This window comes from Actinobacillus suis ATCC 33415 (assembly GCF_000739435.1).
Taxonomy (GTDB): domain Bacteria; phylum Pseudomonadota; class Gammaproteobacteria; order Enterobacterales; family Pasteurellaceae; genus Actinobacillus; species Actinobacillus suis.
Genome location: NZ_CP009159.1, coordinates 253087 through 271469, shown reverse-complemented (window position 1 = coordinate 271469; position 18383 = coordinate 253087). Strand labels below are relative to the sequence as shown.

Sequence of the window (18383 nt, the reverse complement as noted above, 5' to 3'; positions counted from 1 at the left end):
ATAATTATCATTTATATTAGCAATAATCTTATTATTTGTAAATTTCTATATATGTTAATAAATCAATAAAAAATCCCTTCTAAGTCTGGATAACTTAAAAGGGATTTTTATTGCAAAAAGGTGAGAGAAAATGCGACCGCTTAGAAACTTTCTAAGACTTCTTTAAGCACTGCTACGCCTTGTTCTATTTGTTCTTCTGAAATAATTAATGGTGGTAATAAGCGTAATTTAGTTTTGGCGGTGAGCGTCAATACGCCTTTTTCAATTGCTTTCGCTACCACGTCAGCCGCTTTTACCTCATCTTCAAACTCAATACCAAGCATTAACCCTAAACCGGAAACTGATTTTACTTTTGGCAACGTGAGTAATGCCACACGTAATTTTTCGCCTTTAGCCGCAACATCGGCAAGGAATCTTTCATCCATTTTAGCTAATACTGCATTTGCAGCCGCACAACAGACCGGATTTGCCCCAAAGGTTGAACCGTGATCGCTTTTACCGAGTGTATTTTGGCATTTGTCACCTAATACGAAAGCACCGATTGGTAAACCGCCGCCTAAGCCTTTGGCAAGCGTGATAATATCCGGCTGTAAACCGAAATGCTGATAAGCAAATAATTTTCCGGTGCGCCCGATACCGGTTTGTACCTCATCAATAATCAAAATGATATCTTTGGCTTGGCAAATCGCTTGTATGCCTTGTAAATATTCAGTATCTAATGCACAAACACCGCCCTCGCCCTGTACGATTTCTAAAATAATCGCACACACATCATCTTGTTCAAGGCGTGTATGTAAGGCATTTAAATCGTTCGCCGGTGTATGTTCAAAACCTTGCGTAAACGGAAAGAAATGTTGATGAAACACATCTTGCCCTGTTGCAGCAAGGGTTGAAATCGTACGCCCGTGAAATGAATTGACTAAACTGAGTACGGTCGCTCTGCCTTTGCCGTATTTGTCATGGCTATATTTACGCGCGGTTTTAATTGCCCCTTCATTCGCTTCTGCACCCGAATTGCAAAAAAATGCTCGTTTTAGACCGCTTGCTTCAACCAAACTTTTTGCCAGTACCCCAGACGGCTCAGTAAAGAATAAATTTGAAGTATGCTGTAATTTACCTGCCTGAGTAGTTACCGCAGTCAGCCAACTATCGTCCGCCCAGCCGAGGCTATTGGTGCCGATACCGCTAGTAAAATCTAAATATTGATTGCCTTCAAAATCCCATACATCACAACCTTTTCCGTGTGAAAGGGCGAGATTAAATCTGCCGTAAGTTTGAGCGATATAATCTGTATCTAATTGTTTGATGTCGTTGCTGTTCATTTTCTCTTCCTAATTATTTTTATAAAAAAGCGTACCATTTTTGCCACCGAATAATGACACTAAAATGGCGTGCGGCACACGGCCGTCAATGATATTCGCTTCAATACCACCGGCGTTAATAAAATCGGTACAACAAGCAATTTTCGGAATCATACCGCCGGCAATAATGCCCTGATCGACTAAGCCTTGTACTTCGCTGACTTCCACTTCCGGAATCAGCGTACTTTCATCAAAGCGATCTCGTAACAAGCCGGCAATGTCCGTCATACTGACTAATTTCGCCGCCCCTAACGCCATCGCAATTTCACTCGCCGCCGTATCCGCATTGATATTGTAAGCGACACCTTGCTCATCCACACCAACCGTAGAAATCACCGGAATTAAATTTGCATTTAACGCAAGATCCAATAATTGGGTATTCACTTTAACGATTTCGCCGACAAAGCCGTAATCTACTTCGCCTTGTAACTTTTCACATTGCAACATATTGCCGTCAATACCGCATAAACCGACACCTTTACCTTTCAATAACGCTACCAAACTTTTATTCACTTTACCGGCAAGCATTTGCAATACGACATTGATCGTATCTTGGTCGGTGACACGTAAGCCATTAATAAATTGCGGCTCTTTGCCGAGTAATTTCACGCCTTGTGAAATTTCCGGGCCACCACCGTGTACTAATACCACTTTCACGCCTAATTGGTTCAGCAATAAAATATCTTGCATCACCAATTTTTTAAGATCTTCATTGATCATCGCATTACCGCCGTATTTCACCACGATAATTTTTTCTCGAAACGGTGCAAGATAAACGGTCGCTTTTTCTAAAAGATTTGCAAAATTTTCAACTTCGTTTTGTAACATTTTAAACCCCAAATAATATCTCACGCTGACTATACGTCTAGTCCGGCTGTTTCTTCACGGCCTAACATTATGTTCATACATTGTACTGCCGCACCAGATGCGCCTTTACCTAAATTATCGAAACGTGCACACAATAATAACTGTGTTTCATTACCGTAAACAAAGATTTCAAGGCTGTCTTTACCGCTAAATTCATTCGCCGCCAACATTCCGTCTTCAGGTAAGCTACAAACTGGGTGAACCTTAATTAATTTTGAGTTTTGATAATATTCACTGAATAAATTTGCAATTTTTTCGGCAGAATTGACCGCTTGTGAAAGGGCTGAAACAGGAAGCGGCACAGTCACCAACATTCCGCTGTAATAGTCGGCAACCACCGGTGTGAAAATAGGAGAATGGTTTGAACCGGTAAGCGCTTGCATTTCCGGTAAATGTTTATGTTTAAGAGCTAGTCCATAAACACGAGGGGCATTAAATTTTTGTTCACGATCTGGATTTTGATATTCGGCAATCATCGATTTACCGCCGCCGGAATAGCCGGTGAGAGAATGGCAAGAAAGCGGATAATCAGCACTCAGTGCACCTTTTTCAATAAGAGGGCGAACTAACGCAATATAACCCGTAGCATGACAACCCGGTACGGCAACTCGATTCGCATTTTGAATTTTTTCAAACTGCCCAGAAAGCTCAGCAAAGCCATAAGTCCAATCTGGATTCACACGATGGGCGGTTGAAGTATCACAAATTCTTGCATTTGCCGGAGCATGTGCTACTAATTCTTTAGAAGCTTCGTCTGGTAAACAAAGAAAAGTTAGATCCGCTTCTGCTACCTTTTCTACTCTTGCATTAAGATCTTTACGTAATTCTTCCGGCAGGCTTAATAGCTCTATATCTTTCGCACTGGCAAGACGATCAAAAATACGTAAACCGGTTGTACCGACTGCTCCGTCCACAAAAATTTTATATTTGCTCATCATAAATCCTTATTGCTGTTAAAACATTAAATATCTTACTCTTATTCAGATGTAATTTCAAACACAAAGCAGAATAAAAATTCATAAAAAATGAATAATTAATCAAATTAATGCTATTACACGCATATAAAAAAATCCTCCGAGATCTTCACCTCGAAGGATTTGCAAAATAATTCGGAAAATTGACCGCTTATTCAGCTTTATCGCCAATTAACACAGACTCTAATGCAATCGTAATCATATCATTAAAGGTTAATTGACGTTCTTCTGATGAAGTTTGTTCACCAGTACGGATATGGTCTGAAACTGTACAAATCGCTAACGCTTTCGCACCGTATTCTGCTGCTACCGCATAAATACCAGCCGCTTCCATTTCCACACCCAAAATGCCGTATTTTTCCATCACATCGAACATTTCCACATCCGGTGTATAGAATAAATCTGCTGAGAATAAGTTACCAACGCGTACTGAAACACCTTTTTCTTTTGCTGCTTGTACTGCTGCTAATGTCATATCAAAGTCAGAAATTGCCGCAAAATCGTTATCACGGAAACGAATACGGTTTACTTTTGAGTCTGTACAAGCACCAGTACCGATAATTACATCACGCACTTTTACATCTTGACGTACTGCACCACATGAACCTACACGGATGATTTTTTTCACACCGTATTCTGTAATCAGTTCTTTTGCATAAATTGAGCAAGAAGGAATACCCATACCGTGACCCATCACAGAAATACGACGACCTTTATAAGTACCGGTATAACCGAACATATTACGAACGTCTGTTACTTGTTCTGCATTTTCTAAGAAAGTTTCTGCAATGTATTTAGCACGAAGTGGGTCACCCGGCATAATTACTACATCTGCAAATGCACCTTCTGGTGCGTTAATATGTGGAGTCATTGTTAATTTCCTCTATTGTTGCTATTTAGTGTGTAAAAAATTAATAAAATTAAACCGCTTACCTTAGTAGCCGCTTACTTCTTGGTTTGCCTGTCCATTTAAGGCAGCTAACAAGTTAGTTAATAAACTTGAAGCGCCGAAACGGAAGTGGGCCGCACTTACCCAATCACGACCTAAAATTTCTTGCGCAAGCGCTAAATATTGTTCTGCCTCTTCCGCTGTTTTTACGCCGCCTGCCGCTTTAAAGCCAACTTTATCTGCTACATTTAAGTCACGAATGGTTTCTAACATAATACGTGCTGATTCTAAAGTTGCATTTACCGGCACTTTACCTGTTGAGGTTTTAATAAAATCTGCGCCTGCTTTAATTGAAATCTCACTTGCCTTACGAATTAATTCAGCCGTTTTTAGTTCGCCGGTTTCAATGATCACTTTCAATAATACGTTTGATGCTTGGCAAACTGCCTTACATTGTTGAACCAGCTCAAAACCGATTTGCTCATTGCCCGCCATTAATGCTTTGTAAGGGAATACCACATCCACTTCATCGGCACCATAAGCAACTGCCGCTTTGGTTTCTGTTACTGCAATTTCAATATCATCATTACCATGAGGGAAATTCGTTACCGTGGCAATTTTAACTTGCTCCGTACCTTGTGCTTTTAATGCTTTACGGGCAATCGGCACAAAACGTGGGTAAACACAGACTGCTGCTGGTGTACCGAATTCCGTCTTACCCTGCTGACAAAGAGAAATTACTTTCTCATCCGTATCATTGTCATTCAATGTAGTTAAATCCATTAAGGATAAAGCGATTTTTGCTGAATCTTTTAAACTCATATGAGCCCCCGTTTTACTTTTGTAAAAATATAGAAAAATTAGACCGCTTAGTCTTATAAACCATACGCAAACGTTTACCTAAGCTCAAAACAACAACACCACTGTTTCCAGTGGTGTTATTTACTTAAAAGTGTAACGCTTACATTACCGCTCCGCCGATACCGATAAATAAACCGGCAATCGCAGCACTCATTAAGTTAGAGAGTGTACCGGCAATAACTGCTTTAACCCCCATACGAGCCACATCGCCACGGCGACTTGGTGCCATACCACCTAAACCACCGATTAAGATTGCGATTGAACTTAAGTTTGCAAAACCGCATAGTGAGAAGGTGATGATTGCAATTGTTTTTGGACTTAATGCAACGGCTGCTTCAGGTTTTAAGTAATTCACGAAATCAGCATAAGCTACGAATTCATTTAAAATTAGTTTCTGACCGATTAATGAGCCCGCCACTTGAGATTCTGTTCCCCAAGGTACACCAATTAGCCATGCTAAAGGTTGGAACACATAACCGAATAATGATTGTAATGTCACATTTTCATAACCGACAAGTGAAGAAACGCCGCCAATAAAGCCGTTCAGCATTGCAATTAATGCAATAAACGCTAATAACATCGCACCTACGTTCATTGCTAATTGCATACCTGAGAAAGCACCAACCGCCGCAGCTTCAATTACGTTAGACGGTTTTTCGTCGATATCATCTGCGCTTAATTCATCTTTAAACTGTTCTGATTGAGGATGAAGAATCTTAGCAAATAATAAACCACCCGGTGCTGCCATAAATGACGCTGCAATTAAATATGGTAGAGGTACGCCCATACCCGCATAACCAATCATTACTGCACCAGCAACTGATGCTAAGCCACCACACATTACTGCGAATAACTCAGAATTAGTCATTGATTTAATATAAGGTTTAACTAAAAGAGGTGCTTCTGTTTGGCCAACAAAGATATTTGCCGCTGCAGACATTGATTCTGATTTTGATGTACCTAATACTTTTTGTAACGCACCACCAAGGATACGAATAACAATCTGCATGATACCTAAGTAGTAAAGTACAGAAATGAGAGATGAAAAGAAAATAATTGGAGGAAGAACTTTTAATGCGAAAACGAAACCGCCGCCACCAAAAACTTCGAACATTTTATCACTTACCAAGCCACCGAATAAGAAGCTGATACCATCGTTACCATAATTGATAACTTTACTCACACCTTCTGCTGCAGCTAATAAGCCTTTACGACCTGTTTCCCAATAAAGGATTACCGCACCAATCCCAACTTGTAGGACTAATGCCCCTAACACTGTACGAAGGCTAATTGCTTTACGGTTATTTGATAATGCAAATGCAATCAGCAGGAGTACAACAATACCCAAGATACTATTTAACGCACCCATTTGAAAAAACCTCAAAAGTAAAAGGAATGAAAACATCACTTCAAAAGAAAATGACATGTAAAAAAGTTACGCCACTATACCTTTTTTTACATAAAAAATCTCTAAAATTTTATTGTTAAGCACACGAGATTTTAAATTTGAGAGGTAAATCACGCTATACCCTTTAATTTACACGGCAATCTTATTCTTTACAAATACTCTTTTACCCATTGAAAAAGCCTTTTAACCAGATAGAAACTAACACCTTGTACTCTCAAATAAATCACTATATGCTATGAATACTTAATACAAGCGGTCTAATTCCGCAAAATTTTTACCAAAATTGGGAGAAACATATGGCGAACATTCGAGAAATTTATTTGGCCGGAGGGTGCTTTTGGGGGACCGAAGCCTTTATACAACGCATTAATGGCGTGATTGATGCACAATCAGGTTATGCAAACGGTAATACTGAAAACCCAACTTATCAAGAAGTGTGTGCTGGTAGCGGTCATGCGGAAGTGGTTAAAGTGACTTATGATGCAGATAAAATCAGCTTGGCAAAATTACTAGACTACTATTTTAAAGTGATTGATCCGGTAAGTGTGAATCAACAAGGAGAGGATAAAGGAATTCAATATCGTACTGGGATTTATTACGTTGATCCGCAAGATATTCCCGTTATCAACCAAGCACTTGCCGATTTACAAGCACAATATGCAGAGCCGCTTGCGGTAGAAAATACCAAACTTGAACATTATTTCCCGGCGGAAGAATATCATCAAGATTACTTAGATAAGAATCCAAATGGTTATTGCCATATTGATTTGCAATTAATGAATGAGATTCTACGTAATCAATAAAAAATTAAGGCGTATCATTCGATACGCCTTTGACTTATTTACGAGTTAAGCTGTAAATTGCTTTTAATGCGCCAAGCGGTAACATTCTTGGTAAACCTCGCATTAAGAAAATTGCGAATCCGGTTAATGGATCGTGAATTTTACATTCATTTTTTAGCTTCATTAAACGCCATTCGCTTTTGAAATAATTCCAACCGTGACGACGACTTACCATGCCGTTGCCTACTCGAGCATATACTAATAAATCGGCTAAATTCGCCACATTATTGCCGTTTGCCACCATTTTTACCCAAAGATTATAGTCTTCTTGTAAATCTTGATAGCCACCGCATGCTTGTACCGCTGATTTTTTATAGGCAACTGTCATATGATTAAACGGGCAACGTAAGCGGGTAAATTTGACGATGTCTTCCGCTTTGGTCGGTACATTTCGGTAAGCAACAATATCTTGAATATTCTCACCAAATTCGGCAATTTGTCCGCCAAAGATTATCGTATCCGGATTTTGTGCAATAAATGCGACTTGTTTTTCAAAACGTTCTGGTAAGCAAATATCATCGGTATCCATACGGAAAACCCATTCGTGCGAACAATAATTTAAACCATCGTTCAGCGTTTTACCTAAACCACGATTTTGCTCAAAACGCACCGCTTTAATTGGCAATTGTTGTTCATATTCCACCACAATCGCATCCAACTCCGGAGTGACTTTTCCGTCAAATAACACCACGATTTCATCTGCCGGTCGAGTTTGTGCTTTTAAGCTTTCAAAACATTCTCTTAAAAACTGCGGATTTTCTTTGAAATACAAAGACATTAAAACAGAGAATTTCATTAAATAAACCTTTTCATATTAATTGCCAATTTTGGCGAGATAAACGTAACCATTGCGATAATTAAATGCTTTAAGCTGTGGCTACGTTGGAACATTTGCCAATAATAACTTGCCGCTTGGCGGGAAAGATTCATCGCACAAGGGTAAGATAAAATATACAGCGAATTCATCTCAAAATTTGCTGCTTGCACATCCGTTTTCACATATTTTTGGCGAATTGCAGCTAATGCCAATTCAGTATTAGTAGTATTAGTCGAAACACTGGAACGCTTAGTGTGGAAACCACAAATACTAAGCGGTTGCTCCACAAAGACTGGCGTAAAGTTTGAACTAGAGACTAATTTCAGCACAAACTCGTAATCTTCCAATGACTTCAAATCCGTAGCTAAACCGCCCAATTCAAAAAAGAATGATTTTTTGATACCAAACATCGGCATTCCACCAATTTTATTAGCAAGCAACATTGCATCTAAATTCAACTTTTCCGGAGGAAACGGTTTGGTTACATAACTAAATCCTTCATTTACCATCACACACTCGGCCGGATGATAAACAAAATTCGCTTGAGGGTGTTGTGCCAGAACTTGAGCAAGCACTTCGCATTTTTGCGAAGCAAAACGGTCATCATCGTCAAGGAATAGCAACCATTCATAATTGGCTTGTTCCGCCCCAACATTACGGCTACCTGCTGCCCCTTTATTCGTCTCATTACGAATTACCCTGACCGGAAATGCAAAATTTTGCTCAATAACGACCGCTTGTGTAGATCTGTCGTCTACGATAATCACTTCAAAATTCTTTTTCGTCTGCTGCTCAAGACTAGCTAGCAACGCCGGAATTTCATTCGCACGATTATAAGACGGCACAATAATACTAAACATTTTTTCCATCTTTTCTTCTTAACAATACGATCTGTCTACCTTTATCGCCAAATAGCGATAAAAACATAAGTAGCACTAACATAATGCCCGGATAAGCATAAGTGTCAGCTTTAATATTTAAAACACTCAGAATAAACAGTGTAGAAAGCATAAATTTCCAGCTTCCATCAAACCAGTTATCCGCAATACGTTTGACAAAATAAGCGGTAAAGGCAAAGCAAACCAATACATAGCCGAGTCCGCCATATAATGTTTGACGAATAAAACCTGAATCCGAGCCACCATAATAATGTAACTCCGGCGTATAGTAATAACCATCTCCCATTAAAATCTGTTTAATCTCCGGTAAAAATAAATGCTTATTTACCAAAGTATCGGTCGAGGAACTGACTCTATCCGCGCCAGATAAAATATTAATCACCGGTTCTAAGGCATGTGCAACATAAGGATGTTCAGGCAAATAAACCGCTAGCCCCAATACAATTGCAACAAAGAGCAACAGGTAAGGGAGGTAACGCCATTTAAAATACAACAAGATACTTAGCACTGAAAAAGTAAAAAATGTCCGTCCGGAGATCACCCCGATAAATAAGATCAATAACACGAAAACACCGTGCATATTATTGTGTTTCGCATTGTATGCCAGCATAAAATTAAGCAGCATCAAATAAAAAGCGCTTAATTGGAAAAAGGCAGCGGAAGTAATGTTATATAAACGATACTCTTGCTCTGATCCTCTAAACTTAGGTAAAAACAAACTCATGTTTGTACCTAAAGCAATGTCCGAAAAAATAGCGATTCCGGTTAAACCTAAAATACCAATAAGCGCTTGTGTGCCAATCCCCCATTTTAGATCGTTAACCAGTTGATTCTGTTTATCAGCTCGTCCATAAAACAGGTTATAAATCACAACCCCGAAACCAAATAGAATCAAGGTTTTCGAATACATAATCAATACGGAAAAATCTTTCGTACCGTTAATCAGAAGAGGCACTGCCGAGAGTACAATCAATGCCAAAATCACAGTAATACTGTCAACCGGCACTCGAATACCGTCAATTCGTTTTTGGTACCAACGATAGGCAAGTAATACACAAGAAAATGCCCCAGCCACGAATGCCATTCGAATAAAATGCATTACCCATGGGTCATAGATATAAAACAAATTAATTAATGCGCTCATATTTTCTCTAGTTAAAAGCGTTACGTTTAATTGCTAATAATTTTTTCAGCGGATATTTTAAAATTTTCTTAAAAGTAGCTTGCTGCTGCGAAGCTCTTGCGCCTTCCAAATTACTGGTTAAGGCCGGATTTTCAATTGCCATCAAAGGGCGAACCACTAAGATATCCAATCCCCACTGCTGCTCAAATAAAATAAAATCATCGGCTAACCAAAACGGTAATGCTCCCGTTGTTAAAAATTTTCTAGCACTGGATTTTTTGATTAAATAAGCAACCGTACCCGCATAATAATTTTTATAAGGATACGCCAAACGATAAGTCGTATTATCAATGGGCTTCATTTGCTGCTTGAAGGTAGCTGGGAATTCAATTTCCAACAACGGATCTTCAAAACTTAAAATTTTAGATTGACCGACCAAAATAATATCTGCCGTCAAATCTTGCTGAACCAACTTATCTAACGTGTACTGGAAACCTTGATTAAAAAGCGCATCATCTTCACATACCAAACAATATTCATGCTCAGTAATGCTTTCATCATTAATGATTTGTTGATACACGCCCAAATGACTAAATGTACAACCGACCTCGCCTTTGGTGGCTTTACGCTGATAGCGTTGCTCAAATTTGGTTAAATCATATTTTTGTGCAAGTTCTTGCCATTCAAGCGACATCGTATTGATTGCATCAAATACTTGAAAACCCGCCGTATCCGGTTGAGAAAAAAACAGTTCACGGCGTGCACTATCTTTTGCTAAAGAAATTAAATATTTTTTCATTTTTTAAATATCAATAATATTAATACCAACTTGTTCAAACAAATTATAACAAGCCAAATACACAGAATTATTTAATTGAGGTCGAATTGAAATCACTTCAATATTCGGGTGATTCATTACGTTCAACACAGCGCCGCTAAAATAAGTATATATAATATATTTCTGTTCGTTCGCAGCTTGGTAAATATAATCTTCAAAAATTAAATCCGTATTGATGTATTCAACCCCAGTCAAACGATAGCGTTCTCGAGGATGGGGTAGATACGCTGTAATCCCAAATTGTTGAATAACTCGCTCTGCTAACGCAATATTTTCCTTGGCATCATCAAAAAGTGGCTGGCCAAGTAACAACTTAATCGGTTCGTGCTGACAAGCGGTCTGATTTGGCGTTAATTTTGCAAAAGAAACCGCTTCAACATTCTCAATAATATTTGGTAAATTCGGATAAATCGTATAATGCTTACTCGATAATGCTCGCAAAGTTTGAGTGCTATAGCGGTTTCCTAATAAACAATTCACTATTTTACGCTTTAATGTTTTCAGCGAATCTTGATAATAAATACTATTTGGCACGATATTTGCCGTACCGTCATCAAATGTATGTAGTTGCTTAAAACTCACTGTACTACAAATCAATTGAACGAATTGATCATCAATACTTGCTACAAATAATTTTTCAACATTTAAATTTTTTACTTTTTGCTTAGCACGCAATAATGCGATTAATAAGTTCAGCTTGCCGGACTTTGGATAGCTAAATAAGAAAGCCTCTTTGCAAAACTTGCTAAATCGTGCCCAATAATTCTGAAACTTATGATTATTATAAGATTCAAAAGTAAACATGATGCCGAAAAATTCCTGTTCTGGGTATTTCTGCATAATTTTTTCCGCCACAAGCACCTGTAAAGGGGTATGGCAAATAATTAAATTCATTAAGTTTCCGTTCTCACTCTTTTAGTCATGCTATATAAAATTGGCAGTAAACTTACTCCGCCAATAATACTCGCATAAGGCACATACTCAATTTTAGTCTTCGCTAACAATAATAAGCTGATTACATATACAACGGTAGATAATACCGAAGAAAGTGAAATAATTTTATTTTTTCCGTAATAAAACAAATAATTCACCAAAATAAAATAGGGAACCGTTAACGAAGTTGATAATAAAAATAAGATAATAAAATACTTCGTGCCAATAAATTGATTCCCTAATAGCCAAACTACTACGGACTCAGGAATCATCCACATAATTAATGAAGGAATTGGCACAAATAATAGTGAATAAGCTGCCCATTTATGCACCTTATTCAAAGTAATCGTTTTTTGTTTTAAGCCTTCATAAAAATAAGGAAGCGTCGCTTTATTTAATGCCTGCAATAAAATCATTAGAATTGCGGCAATTTGCGCTCCCATCGCATAAAGTCCTAAATCAATTTGGCTAAATTGATGGAAAATAAAAATTCGGTCTAACTGACCTTTTAAATAAAAGCTTGCTTGATGTAACAACAGCGGCACACCAAACCCTAATAAATACATTAACCCAAGCTTATGCTGATGTAAGCTAAAACGTCTATGACTATTAATTTTTCTGAAATACAGAAAGTACGCTAAACAGAATACAATCAAATTACCAAACAAAATCGCTAAAATGCGTTTTTCAACCAGATCCGTTTGATAAAACTCCAACATCGCCACTGTCAGAATTACAGAAACAAAACTCGTCAGCGATTGAATAACCATATACGGAATCGCTTGTTTTTGGCATTGGCGGACGCTCAACTGCACCGCTAAAAACGATTGAAACACCGCAGAGATAGCTAAATAAGCAATGATTTCGGCCTTAAAGTACCAACAAATAGCCAAAATAATCGAGCCGACCAAGGTCGTATAGGCATATCCAGTTGAGACAACTAAATTCAGCGAACGTTTTCCATAAAAATAAAAATAACGCGCTACCGCCCCTTCTTGACTTAAGCCAACTAAAATCAGGAAAAGAACAAGATAAGTCTGATAATACGATAACTCACCATAGCCTTGAACCCCTAGCTTACGAGATAAATAAGGCAATAGCAAAAAAGGCACGGCTTTTGAAATCAACTCACCGCCAAGGTAAATAACACTATCTTTTACAGCTTTCATAGTTTGCAAAAAAATAAAGAAAATTAACCGCTTGTAAGGCAAACAAGCGGTTCAATTTTTAAGGAAGATCGTAAAAAGCTTTCGGTTGATCTTTTTCAACGTCATTTAAAAAGTGTTTAATCACTTTATAAGCTTTTTCCATTGCATTTTCTTGATAATACGGATTTATCATCTGCGGTAAACGCTGCTGAAAATCCGCTGAGATTAATTGCTCAATGCCGGCTTTAATCGCTTCGGTGGTCGTTTCCACGTCAATCACTGTTTCTCCACGTACACGTCCTTGCTGACGGTTGCCGATATTTACCGTGCCGACACCACAACTTGGCGCTTCTAATAAACCGGATGAGCTATTACCAATTAAGCCTTTCGAATATTTAATTAGTGCTAAATATTCTTCCGGTTTCACAGAGGTGAAGAAGCAATAACCGTTTTGTGCGGTATAAGTTTGGAAACGGTTGAAGATTTGATCCGCACTTGTGTCCGAATTCGAGCCGATAAACACAAATTGATAACGGTCTTTAAACTGATCTAATGCGGCTAACAGTTGCTCCACTTGTTGTAACACTGGTTGTTCAGTGAGTGTTTCTGGATGAAATACAACCATAAAATAATCACCGCTTGGAATCTGGCGTGTTTCAATTAATTGCGTTCGGCTTGGTAAGCTGAGCAATAAACTATTTTCCGCACCTAATGAACCTACGTTATGCACATATTTTGGATCTTCACCCAACTGAATTACACGCTTTTTATATTCTTCGGTGGCAGTTAAATGCAGCTTTGACATTTTAGTAATGCAATGACGAATAAATTCATCATAATTACCGAGTGTTTGTTCACCACCGTGTAAATGAATCAACGGAATATTGTGCATTGCCGCTGCCGTTGCCACCGCCAGCATTTCGTAGCGATCACCTAACACAATCACCGCATCATATTTATGCTGTTGAAAATGCGCCCCAAAATGATCTAAACATTCCGCCATCGAATGAATAATCGTTTGGTTATTTTCAGCATTGAGTGTAAGCGGAATACGTGCGGCAATTTCAAAACCGTCTTGTTCGATCACCGTCACCGTACTACCGTACTGGGCATCTAGGTGCATTGCGGTCACCACCAATGAAAAATCCAATGCCGGATCGTCATTTAATTTTTTGAGCAGGCGTTTTACGATGCCATACTCGGCTCTCGAGCCCGTTATATACGCAATTCGTTTCATTACTTGATCTCTTGTTCCAAAATAGCGGTCAATTTTTCATAGCCTTTTGCATTTAAGTGCAAGCCATCCGTAGTAAATTCCATCGTAAGTTTGCCGTATTGGTCACAAAATGCTTGGTATAAATCTATCCAAATCACATTGGTTAATGACGCTTTTAGTAATTGATTCAGTGCGATAATTTTCTCGTTACTACGTTCCGCTCTAAAAGCAACCGGAGTAATTTCTAAAAAGTAAATATTGATATCCGAGCGGATCGCTTTGAGTTTAGCAATCAAATCTTGAATAGCATGACAAATAGACTCATTCGTCTCACCATAGCGAGTCAGATCGTTTGTGCCTAACATCACGACAACATCGTTACCTAATGTTTTAATTAAGCCTTTATCAATAATTTCAGCTAAATATTCTTTCGCTGAAATACCGGAAAACCCAAGGTTACACACACTTTTGCCGCTTAGTGATTGAATTGACCACTGATCTAAAATCGAATGTCCGACTAAAGTAATGTCTGTATTTTGTGTAAAGAGTTCTTTTTTACTTAGTATACGAATACGGATGCGCTCCAACTGCAATTTTTCTTGCTGGCGTTGTTGCATAATGAAGTAGAAATATTCGAAGTCTTTACGATCGTCAATATCAATAGAAACATCCTTATCCATAAAATAAGCGAGTGATTTCGCACCATAGAAATGTTTCTGCTCAAGATAAGCGGTCGGTTTTGCAATAAAAATTGCACCGTTCGGCGAATATTCCGGATGATATTGCTGACGAGCGTAATTGGAATAATCCAATTGGAAATGTTTTAGACTTTCGTCTTCTTCAATCGAGCGAGTTAATGTGGTCGGCTTATGCGCATCAGAGACCGACACACAAAAATCAAAATGTTCAAACTGCGCTTCAAACTTGGCACAAGCCTCTTGAATATGCTGTGCGGTACGAAGCGGCGAGGTCGGTTGCAATAATACAAAGTAATCAAATGCGGTCGATTGATATTGTTGTAACACGTCTTCAATAACCACAAATGAGCTAGCTTTATCACCGGCTAAGTGTGGCGCACGTTTGATAAATTCAATCGGATAATGTGCAAGTAAATCAATATATTCTTGCGAGTCTGTACTCACAATAATTTTTTCAAATTCGCCAGACTCAATCGCCGCTTCAATCGAATACGCCATTAACGGTTTACCTTCGACCAATAACACATTTTTATTCGGCAATCCTTTTGAACCGGAACGTGCCGTGATAATTGCAATTTTTTTCATAAATTTGACCGCTTATAGGGTCTGTTTATCTTTCATAAACGGCTGCGACGGAGCATATTTTTCGCCAAATCAAGGCAGAAAAACGTGCCGTTTAGTTATTCTAAACAAACGGTTTTTAACGCAGAGTTGGCGGAAAATAAGCCCGTCCCAGTTGGGTTGTGCCTAAAATAGCCACCTGCATCGTTGTAAAACTTGTTAATAGGGCTGCTATTCACTACGTTTACGCCTAGCCTGTGGCTATTTTAGGCAACAACGCAGCTGTTAATGAAAGATAAACAGACCCTAAGCTAAAAATGCCCCCAAATGGGGGCGAGAATTACATTTGGTTTTCAAAACGACTGTCGGCAATCAGCTGATCTTCTTCAAAATCCTGTTGCGCTTCTTTACCTAATACCTCATACCAGAACATCGGGCTAATACCATTGCCCGGGCGTTTGGTGGTAATGTTATCGGTAGTAAAAATTTCGCCTTTTTTGATTGGACGAGCGGCAATAATTGATTTACGCGCCACGATTTTGTTTTTTGCTTCCGAATTGGTCACGATTTTTTCTGAAGAACCGAGTGATTTTTCTACTGCACGAATCCCTTCACATAATAATTTTAATTCTTCCGGCGTGACCGATGCTTTATGGTCCGGACCTTCAAAGTTTTTATCTAAAGTAAAATGTTTCTCAATAAAAGTAATACCGTAAGGTACTGCCGCAAGCCCCGCAAAGTAGCCCGCTGAATGGTCTGAGAAACCTAAACTGTATTCGCCGAATTCCTGTTTTAATTGATGGAATGCATTTAAGTTCACATCTTCGTAAGGAGTCGGATATTCGGTATTGCAGTGTAAAATGGTGATGTCTTTTTTCGCCATCCCATTATCTTCCAAAACTTTAAGTGATTGTTTTGTCTCTTCAATTGTTGCCATACCGGTTGAAATCACAATGGTTTTACCTTCAATCGGTAAACGTGCAATTTTTTCTAAATACGGCAAGTTGGTTAATTCACCTGACGGAATTTTCCACACTTTTTGCTGCTGGCTGGCTAAAAAATCAATCGACTCAAAATCGAACGGTGTTGAAAACACCTCTAAACCTAATGAACGTGCGTAAGCTTCTAATTTCACAAATTCATCATAAGGTAATTCCAGTTTACGGGTCATCTCTAATTGAGAATCAGCCGTACCGGTCGTGACTTTTTGATATTCCGCTTTCGGCGCATATTTTGAAATTAATTTATCCGCTTTGAAGGTTTGGAATTTTACCGCATCCACCCCACATTCTTTCGCCACATCCACCATTTTTTTCGCTAACGCAGGATCACCGTTATGGTTACAACCGATTTCTGCCACGATAAATACTTTACTCATTTAATTTGCTTCCTATAGAGACTTTTCTTAATGATTATGTTCTTTAATAAATTTAGCCGGTACACCCGCCACCACCGTACGAGGTTCGACATTACGAATCACCACCGCACCGGAGCCAACCATCGCTTTTTCACCGATACGTAGCTGACCATTCACCACAGACGAGCTGCCGACAAAGGCATAATCTTCGACAATCACATCACCGTTTAGTGTCGTATTGGTCGAAATATTGCAGTGATTGCCGATAAAACAACCATGTTCAACCAAGGCTTTCGTGTTGATAACCACGTTATCACCAACCGTTACCCCCGCATTCACGATTGCCATTTTGCCGACAAATACGCCTTTCCCCAGTTGAGAACGATTGGACACAATTGCGGTTTTATCAATCACATTCACAATTTCGCAGCCCAACTGAGTTAACGCTAAAAATTTTTCGAGGCGATGCTCGTTATTGCCAATACTAACGAAATAGCAATATTGATCTCGCTGTTCAAATTCTTGGATCGTATGTGCCAGAATCGGATAGCCTAAATGCGAACAACCGGTTGGTTTAAAATTATCAATAAACCCACAGAACTCGAACTGTTGCTCATCTAACGAGTCTAAAACAGACTTAGCGTAACCGCCGGCACCTATTAGTACAATTTTTTTTCTCATCGTATCTTTCACTCAAAGAGAAATAGAATGTGCATTTTAGCAATAAATCGTAGAAAATACGCAAAATATTTATCTATCGGGAGCAACAATGTTTTTTCTAACCAAACTGCTGACATCAATTATCTTACCGCCGTTTAGCATTGCGCTACTTTGGATCCTTTCTCTGATACTCGCACGTTTTCACTACAAAAAATTAAGCCGTTTCCTAGCCGCATTCGGCATTATCGTCTTGTATCTGATCAGCACTCCTCTTGTTGCAACCAAGCTCAGTGATTCATTAGTAACCAATGATAATTTAACTCTTGATGATTACCGCTCTGCTCAAGCGATTGTGGTATTAAGCGGTGGTATGCGGGACAGCCAAGAATTATTCGGCAACATTGCTACCGGTGATTCCACTCTTGATCGTATGCGATACGGAGCTTTTTTAACTAAAGAAACATCACTACCGATTTTAGTGACCGGAAGCAGTCCGAACGGCAATTCCGAAGCAGCAATGATGGCAAAAGAATTTGAACAATTCTTCCAAGTAAAAGCAAAATGGTTGGAAGAAAAAGCAAAAACCACCAAAGAAAATGCGCAATTTTCTCGTGAAATGTTAGCTAAAGAAGGCATCAATAAAATTGTCTTGGTCACCAACCAATGGCATATGAAACGCGCTAAAATGTTGTTTGAAAAGCAAGGTTTTGAAGTGTTACCGGCAAGTACCGGTGCAGGCGTTACACCGGAAGATTACTACAATTATTTCTATTATCTTCCGCAAGCCGGAGCGTTGAGCAGTGTGATGATTTCACTGAAAGAATGGATGGGCTACCTAAAAGAATCCCTCTAGCCTTACATAACAAGCGGTCTGATTTTCGTTATTTTTTGCAAAAAACGAGGAAAATCAAACCGCTTATCGTATGAATCC

General features: G+C 38.8%; 18 protein-coding genes. 2 read left to right on the top strand and 16 right to left on the bottom strand.

The window, feature by feature from the left end:
- Window positions 1-140: 140 nt before the first annotated feature.
- From ASU1_RS01295 to ASU1_RS01270, 6 genes are all read right to left on the bottom strand, one after another.
- Complete coding sequence (locus tag ASU1_RS01295) at window positions 141-1322, bottom strand: aspartate aminotransferase family protein (protein ID WP_014991062.1); 1182 nt, start codon at window positions 1320-1322, stop codon at window positions 141-143.
- Window positions 1323-1331: 9 nt separating this feature from the next.
- Window positions 1332-2189 (bottom strand): acetylglutamate kinase, encoded by an 858-nt coding sequence (argB, locus tag ASU1_RS01290; RefSeq protein WP_014991061.1) that lies wholly within the window; start codon window positions 2187-2189, stop codon window positions 1332-1334.
- Between the two features lie 29 nt (window positions 2190-2218).
- The gene (gene argC, locus ASU1_RS01285; protein ID WP_014991060.1) at window positions 2219-3163 is read right to left on the bottom strand and encodes an N-acetyl-gamma-glutamyl-phosphate reductase; all 945 of its coding nucleotides are present in this window, start codon (window positions 3161-3163) and stop codon (window positions 2219-2221) included.
- A gap of 190 nt (window positions 3164-3353) precedes the next feature.
- On the bottom strand, window positions 3354-4073 hold the full coding sequence (gene deoD, locus ASU1_RS01280; RefSeq protein ID WP_014991059.1) for a purine-nucleoside phosphorylase: 720 nt from the start codon (window positions 4071-4073) through the stop codon (window positions 3354-3356).
- A gap of 63 nt (window positions 4074-4136) precedes the next feature.
- Window positions 4137-4913: a deoxyribose-phosphate aldolase gene (gene deoC / locus ASU1_RS01275; RefSeq protein WP_014991058.1), complete on the bottom strand. Its 777-nt coding sequence runs from the start codon at window positions 4911-4913 to the stop codon at window positions 4137-4139.
- Between the two features lie 139 nt (window positions 4914-5052).
- Complete coding sequence (locus ASU1_RS01270; RefSeq protein ID WP_014991057.1) at window positions 5053-6321, bottom strand: NupC/NupG family nucleoside CNT transporter; 1269 nt, start codon at window positions 6319-6321, stop codon at window positions 5053-5055.
- A gap of 335 nt (window positions 6322-6656) precedes the next feature.
- Here ASU1_RS01270 and msrA point away from each other — a divergent pair, with 335 nt between their 5' ends.
- Entirely contained in the window at window positions 6657-7163 is a 507-nt protein-coding gene (gene msrA, locus ASU1_RS01265; protein ID WP_014991056.1) for a peptide-methionine (S)-S-oxide reductase MsrA, read from the top strand.
- Window positions 7164-7197: 34 nt separating this feature from the next.
- Here the strand turns inward: msrA and ASU1_RS01260 are convergent, their stop codons facing one another.
- The 10 genes from ASU1_RS01260 to ASU1_RS01215 all read right to left on the bottom strand — a co-directional run bounded on the left by ASU1_RS01260 (window position 7198) and on the right by ASU1_RS01215 (window position 17473).
- Entirely contained in the window at window positions 7198-7998 is an 801-nt protein-coding gene (locus ASU1_RS01260; RefSeq protein WP_014991055.1) for a glycosyltransferase family 2 protein, read from the bottom strand.
- Window positions 7998-8879, bottom strand: a complete 882-nt coding sequence (locus ASU1_RS01255; protein ID WP_014991054.1) for a glycosyltransferase family 2 protein — start codon at window positions 8877-8879, stop codon at window positions 7998-8000. Before ASU1_RS01255 ends, ASU1_RS01260 begins: the two co-directional genes overlap by 1 nt.
- Complete coding sequence (locus ASU1_RS01250; protein WP_014991053.1) at window positions 8872-10062, bottom strand: hypothetical protein; 1191 nt, start codon at window positions 10060-10062, stop codon at window positions 8872-8874. Before ASU1_RS01250 ends, ASU1_RS01255 begins: the two co-directional genes overlap by 8 nt.
- A 7-nt stretch (window positions 10063-10069) precedes the next feature.
- Complete coding sequence (locus ASU1_RS01245; RefSeq protein WP_014991052.1) at window positions 10070-10840, bottom strand: glycosyltransferase family 25 protein; 771 nt, start codon at window positions 10838-10840, stop codon at window positions 10070-10072.
- A gap of 3 nt (window positions 10841-10843) precedes the next feature.
- Window positions 10844-11773: a glycosyltransferase family 52 gene (locus ASU1_RS01240; RefSeq protein ID WP_014991051.1), complete on the bottom strand. Its 930-nt coding sequence runs from the start codon at window positions 11771-11773 to the stop codon at window positions 10844-10846.
- Entirely contained in the window at window positions 11773-12981 is a 1209-nt protein-coding gene (locus ASU1_RS01235) for an oligosaccharide flippase family protein (protein ID WP_014991050.1), read from the bottom strand. The genes ASU1_RS01240 and ASU1_RS01235 overlap by 1 nt, the downstream gene beginning before the upstream one ends.
- 58 nt (window positions 12982-13039) lie before the next feature.
- Window positions 13040-14197 carry a UDP-N-acetylglucosamine 2-epimerase gene (neuC, locus tag ASU1_RS01230; RefSeq protein ID WP_014991049.1) on the bottom strand — a complete coding sequence of 386 codons (1158 nt, stop codon included), beginning with the start codon at window positions 14195-14197 and terminating at the stop codon, window positions 13040-13042.
- Window positions 14197-15459 carry a cytidylyltransferase domain-containing protein gene (locus ASU1_RS01225; protein WP_014991048.1) on the bottom strand — a complete coding sequence of 421 codons (1263 nt, stop codon included), beginning with the start codon at window positions 15457-15459 and terminating at the stop codon, window positions 14197-14199. Before ASU1_RS01225 ends, neuC begins: the two co-directional genes overlap by 1 nt.
- A gap of 316 nt (window positions 15460-15775) precedes the next feature.
- Window positions 15776-16813, bottom strand: coding sequence for an N-acetylneuraminate synthase (gene neuB / locus ASU1_RS01220; RefSeq protein WP_014991047.1), 1038 nt, complete (start codon window positions 16811-16813; stop codon window positions 15776-15778).
- A gap of 27 nt (window positions 16814-16840) precedes the next feature.
- Window positions 16841-17473: an acetyltransferase gene (locus ASU1_RS01215; RefSeq protein ID WP_014991046.1), complete on the bottom strand. Its 633-nt coding sequence runs from the start codon at window positions 17471-17473 to the stop codon at window positions 16841-16843.
- 88 nt (window positions 17474-17561) lie between these two features.
- On the opposite strand from ASU1_RS01215, the gene ASU1_RS01210 reads away from it, so the two are divergent.
- Window positions 17562-18305 (top strand): YdcF family protein, encoded by a 744-nt coding sequence (locus ASU1_RS01210; protein ID WP_014991045.1) that lies wholly within the window; start codon window positions 17562-17564, stop codon window positions 18303-18305.
- The last annotated feature ends 78 nt before the right edge of the window (window positions 18306-18383 follow it).

Bases quoted from the DNA above. Each gene is read 5' to 3' on its own strand.
- ASU1_RS01295 (WP_014991062.1), bottom strand. From the start codon at position 1,322: ATGAACAGCAACGACATCAAACAATTAGATACAGATTATATCGCTCAA.
- argB (WP_014991061.1), bottom strand. From the start codon at position 2,189: ATGTTACAAAACGAAGTTGAAAATTTTGCAAATCTTTTAGAAAAAGCG.
- argC (WP_014991060.1), bottom strand. From the start codon at position 3,163: ATGAGCAAATATAAAATTTTTGTGGACGGAGCAGTCGGTACAACCGGT.
- deoD (WP_014991059.1), bottom strand. From the start codon at position 4,073: ATGACTCCACATATTAACGCACCAGAAGGTGCATTTGCAGATGTAGTA.
- deoC (WP_014991058.1), bottom strand. From the start codon at position 4,913: ATGAGTTTAAAAGATTCAGCAAAAATCGCTTTATCCTTAATGGATTTA.
- ASU1_RS01270 (WP_014991057.1), bottom strand. From the start codon at position 6,321: ATGGGTGCGTTAAATAGTATCTTGGGTATTGTTGTACTCCTGCTGATT.
- msrA (WP_014991056.1), top strand. From the start codon at position 6,657: ATGGCGAACATTCGAGAAATTTATTTGGCCGGAGGGTGCTTTTGGGGG.
- ASU1_RS01260 (WP_014991055.1), bottom strand. From the start codon at position 7,998: ATGAAATTCTCTGTTTTAATGTCTTTGTATTTCAAAGAAAATCCGCAG.
- ASU1_RS01255 (WP_014991054.1), bottom strand. From the start codon at position 8,879: ATGTTTAGTATTATTGTGCCGTCTTATAATCGTGCGAATGAAATTCCG.
- ASU1_RS01250 (WP_014991053.1), bottom strand. From the start codon at position 10,062: ATGAGCGCATTAATTAATTTGTTTTATATCTATGACCCATGGGTAATG.
- ASU1_RS01245 (WP_014991052.1), bottom strand. From the start codon at position 10,840: ATGAAAAAATATTTAATTTCTTTAGCAAAAGATAGTGCACGCCGTGAA.
- ASU1_RS01240 (WP_014991051.1), bottom strand. From the start codon at position 11,773: ATGAATTTAATTATTTGCCATACCCCTTTACAGGTGCTTGTGGCGGAA.
- ASU1_RS01235 (WP_014991050.1), bottom strand. From the start codon at position 12,981: ATGAAAGCTGTAAAAGATAGTGTTATTTACCTTGGCGGTGAGTTGATT.
- neuC (WP_014991049.1), bottom strand. From the start codon at position 14,197: ATGAAACGAATTGCGTATATAACGGGCTCGAGAGCCGAGTATGGCATC.
- ASU1_RS01225 (WP_014991048.1), bottom strand. From the start codon at position 15,459: ATGAAAAAAATTGCAATTATCACGGCACGTTCCGGTTCAAAAGGATTG.
- neuB (WP_014991047.1), bottom strand. From the start codon at position 16,813: ATGAGTAAAGTATTTATCGTGGCAGAAATCGGTTGTAACCATAACGGT.
- ASU1_RS01215 (WP_014991046.1), bottom strand. From the start codon at position 17,473: ATGAGAAAAAAAATTGTACTAATAGGTGCCGGCGGTTACGCTAAGTCT.
- ASU1_RS01210 (WP_014991045.1), top strand. From the start codon at position 17,562: ATGTTTTTTCTAACCAAACTGCTGACATCAATTATCTTACCGCCGTTT.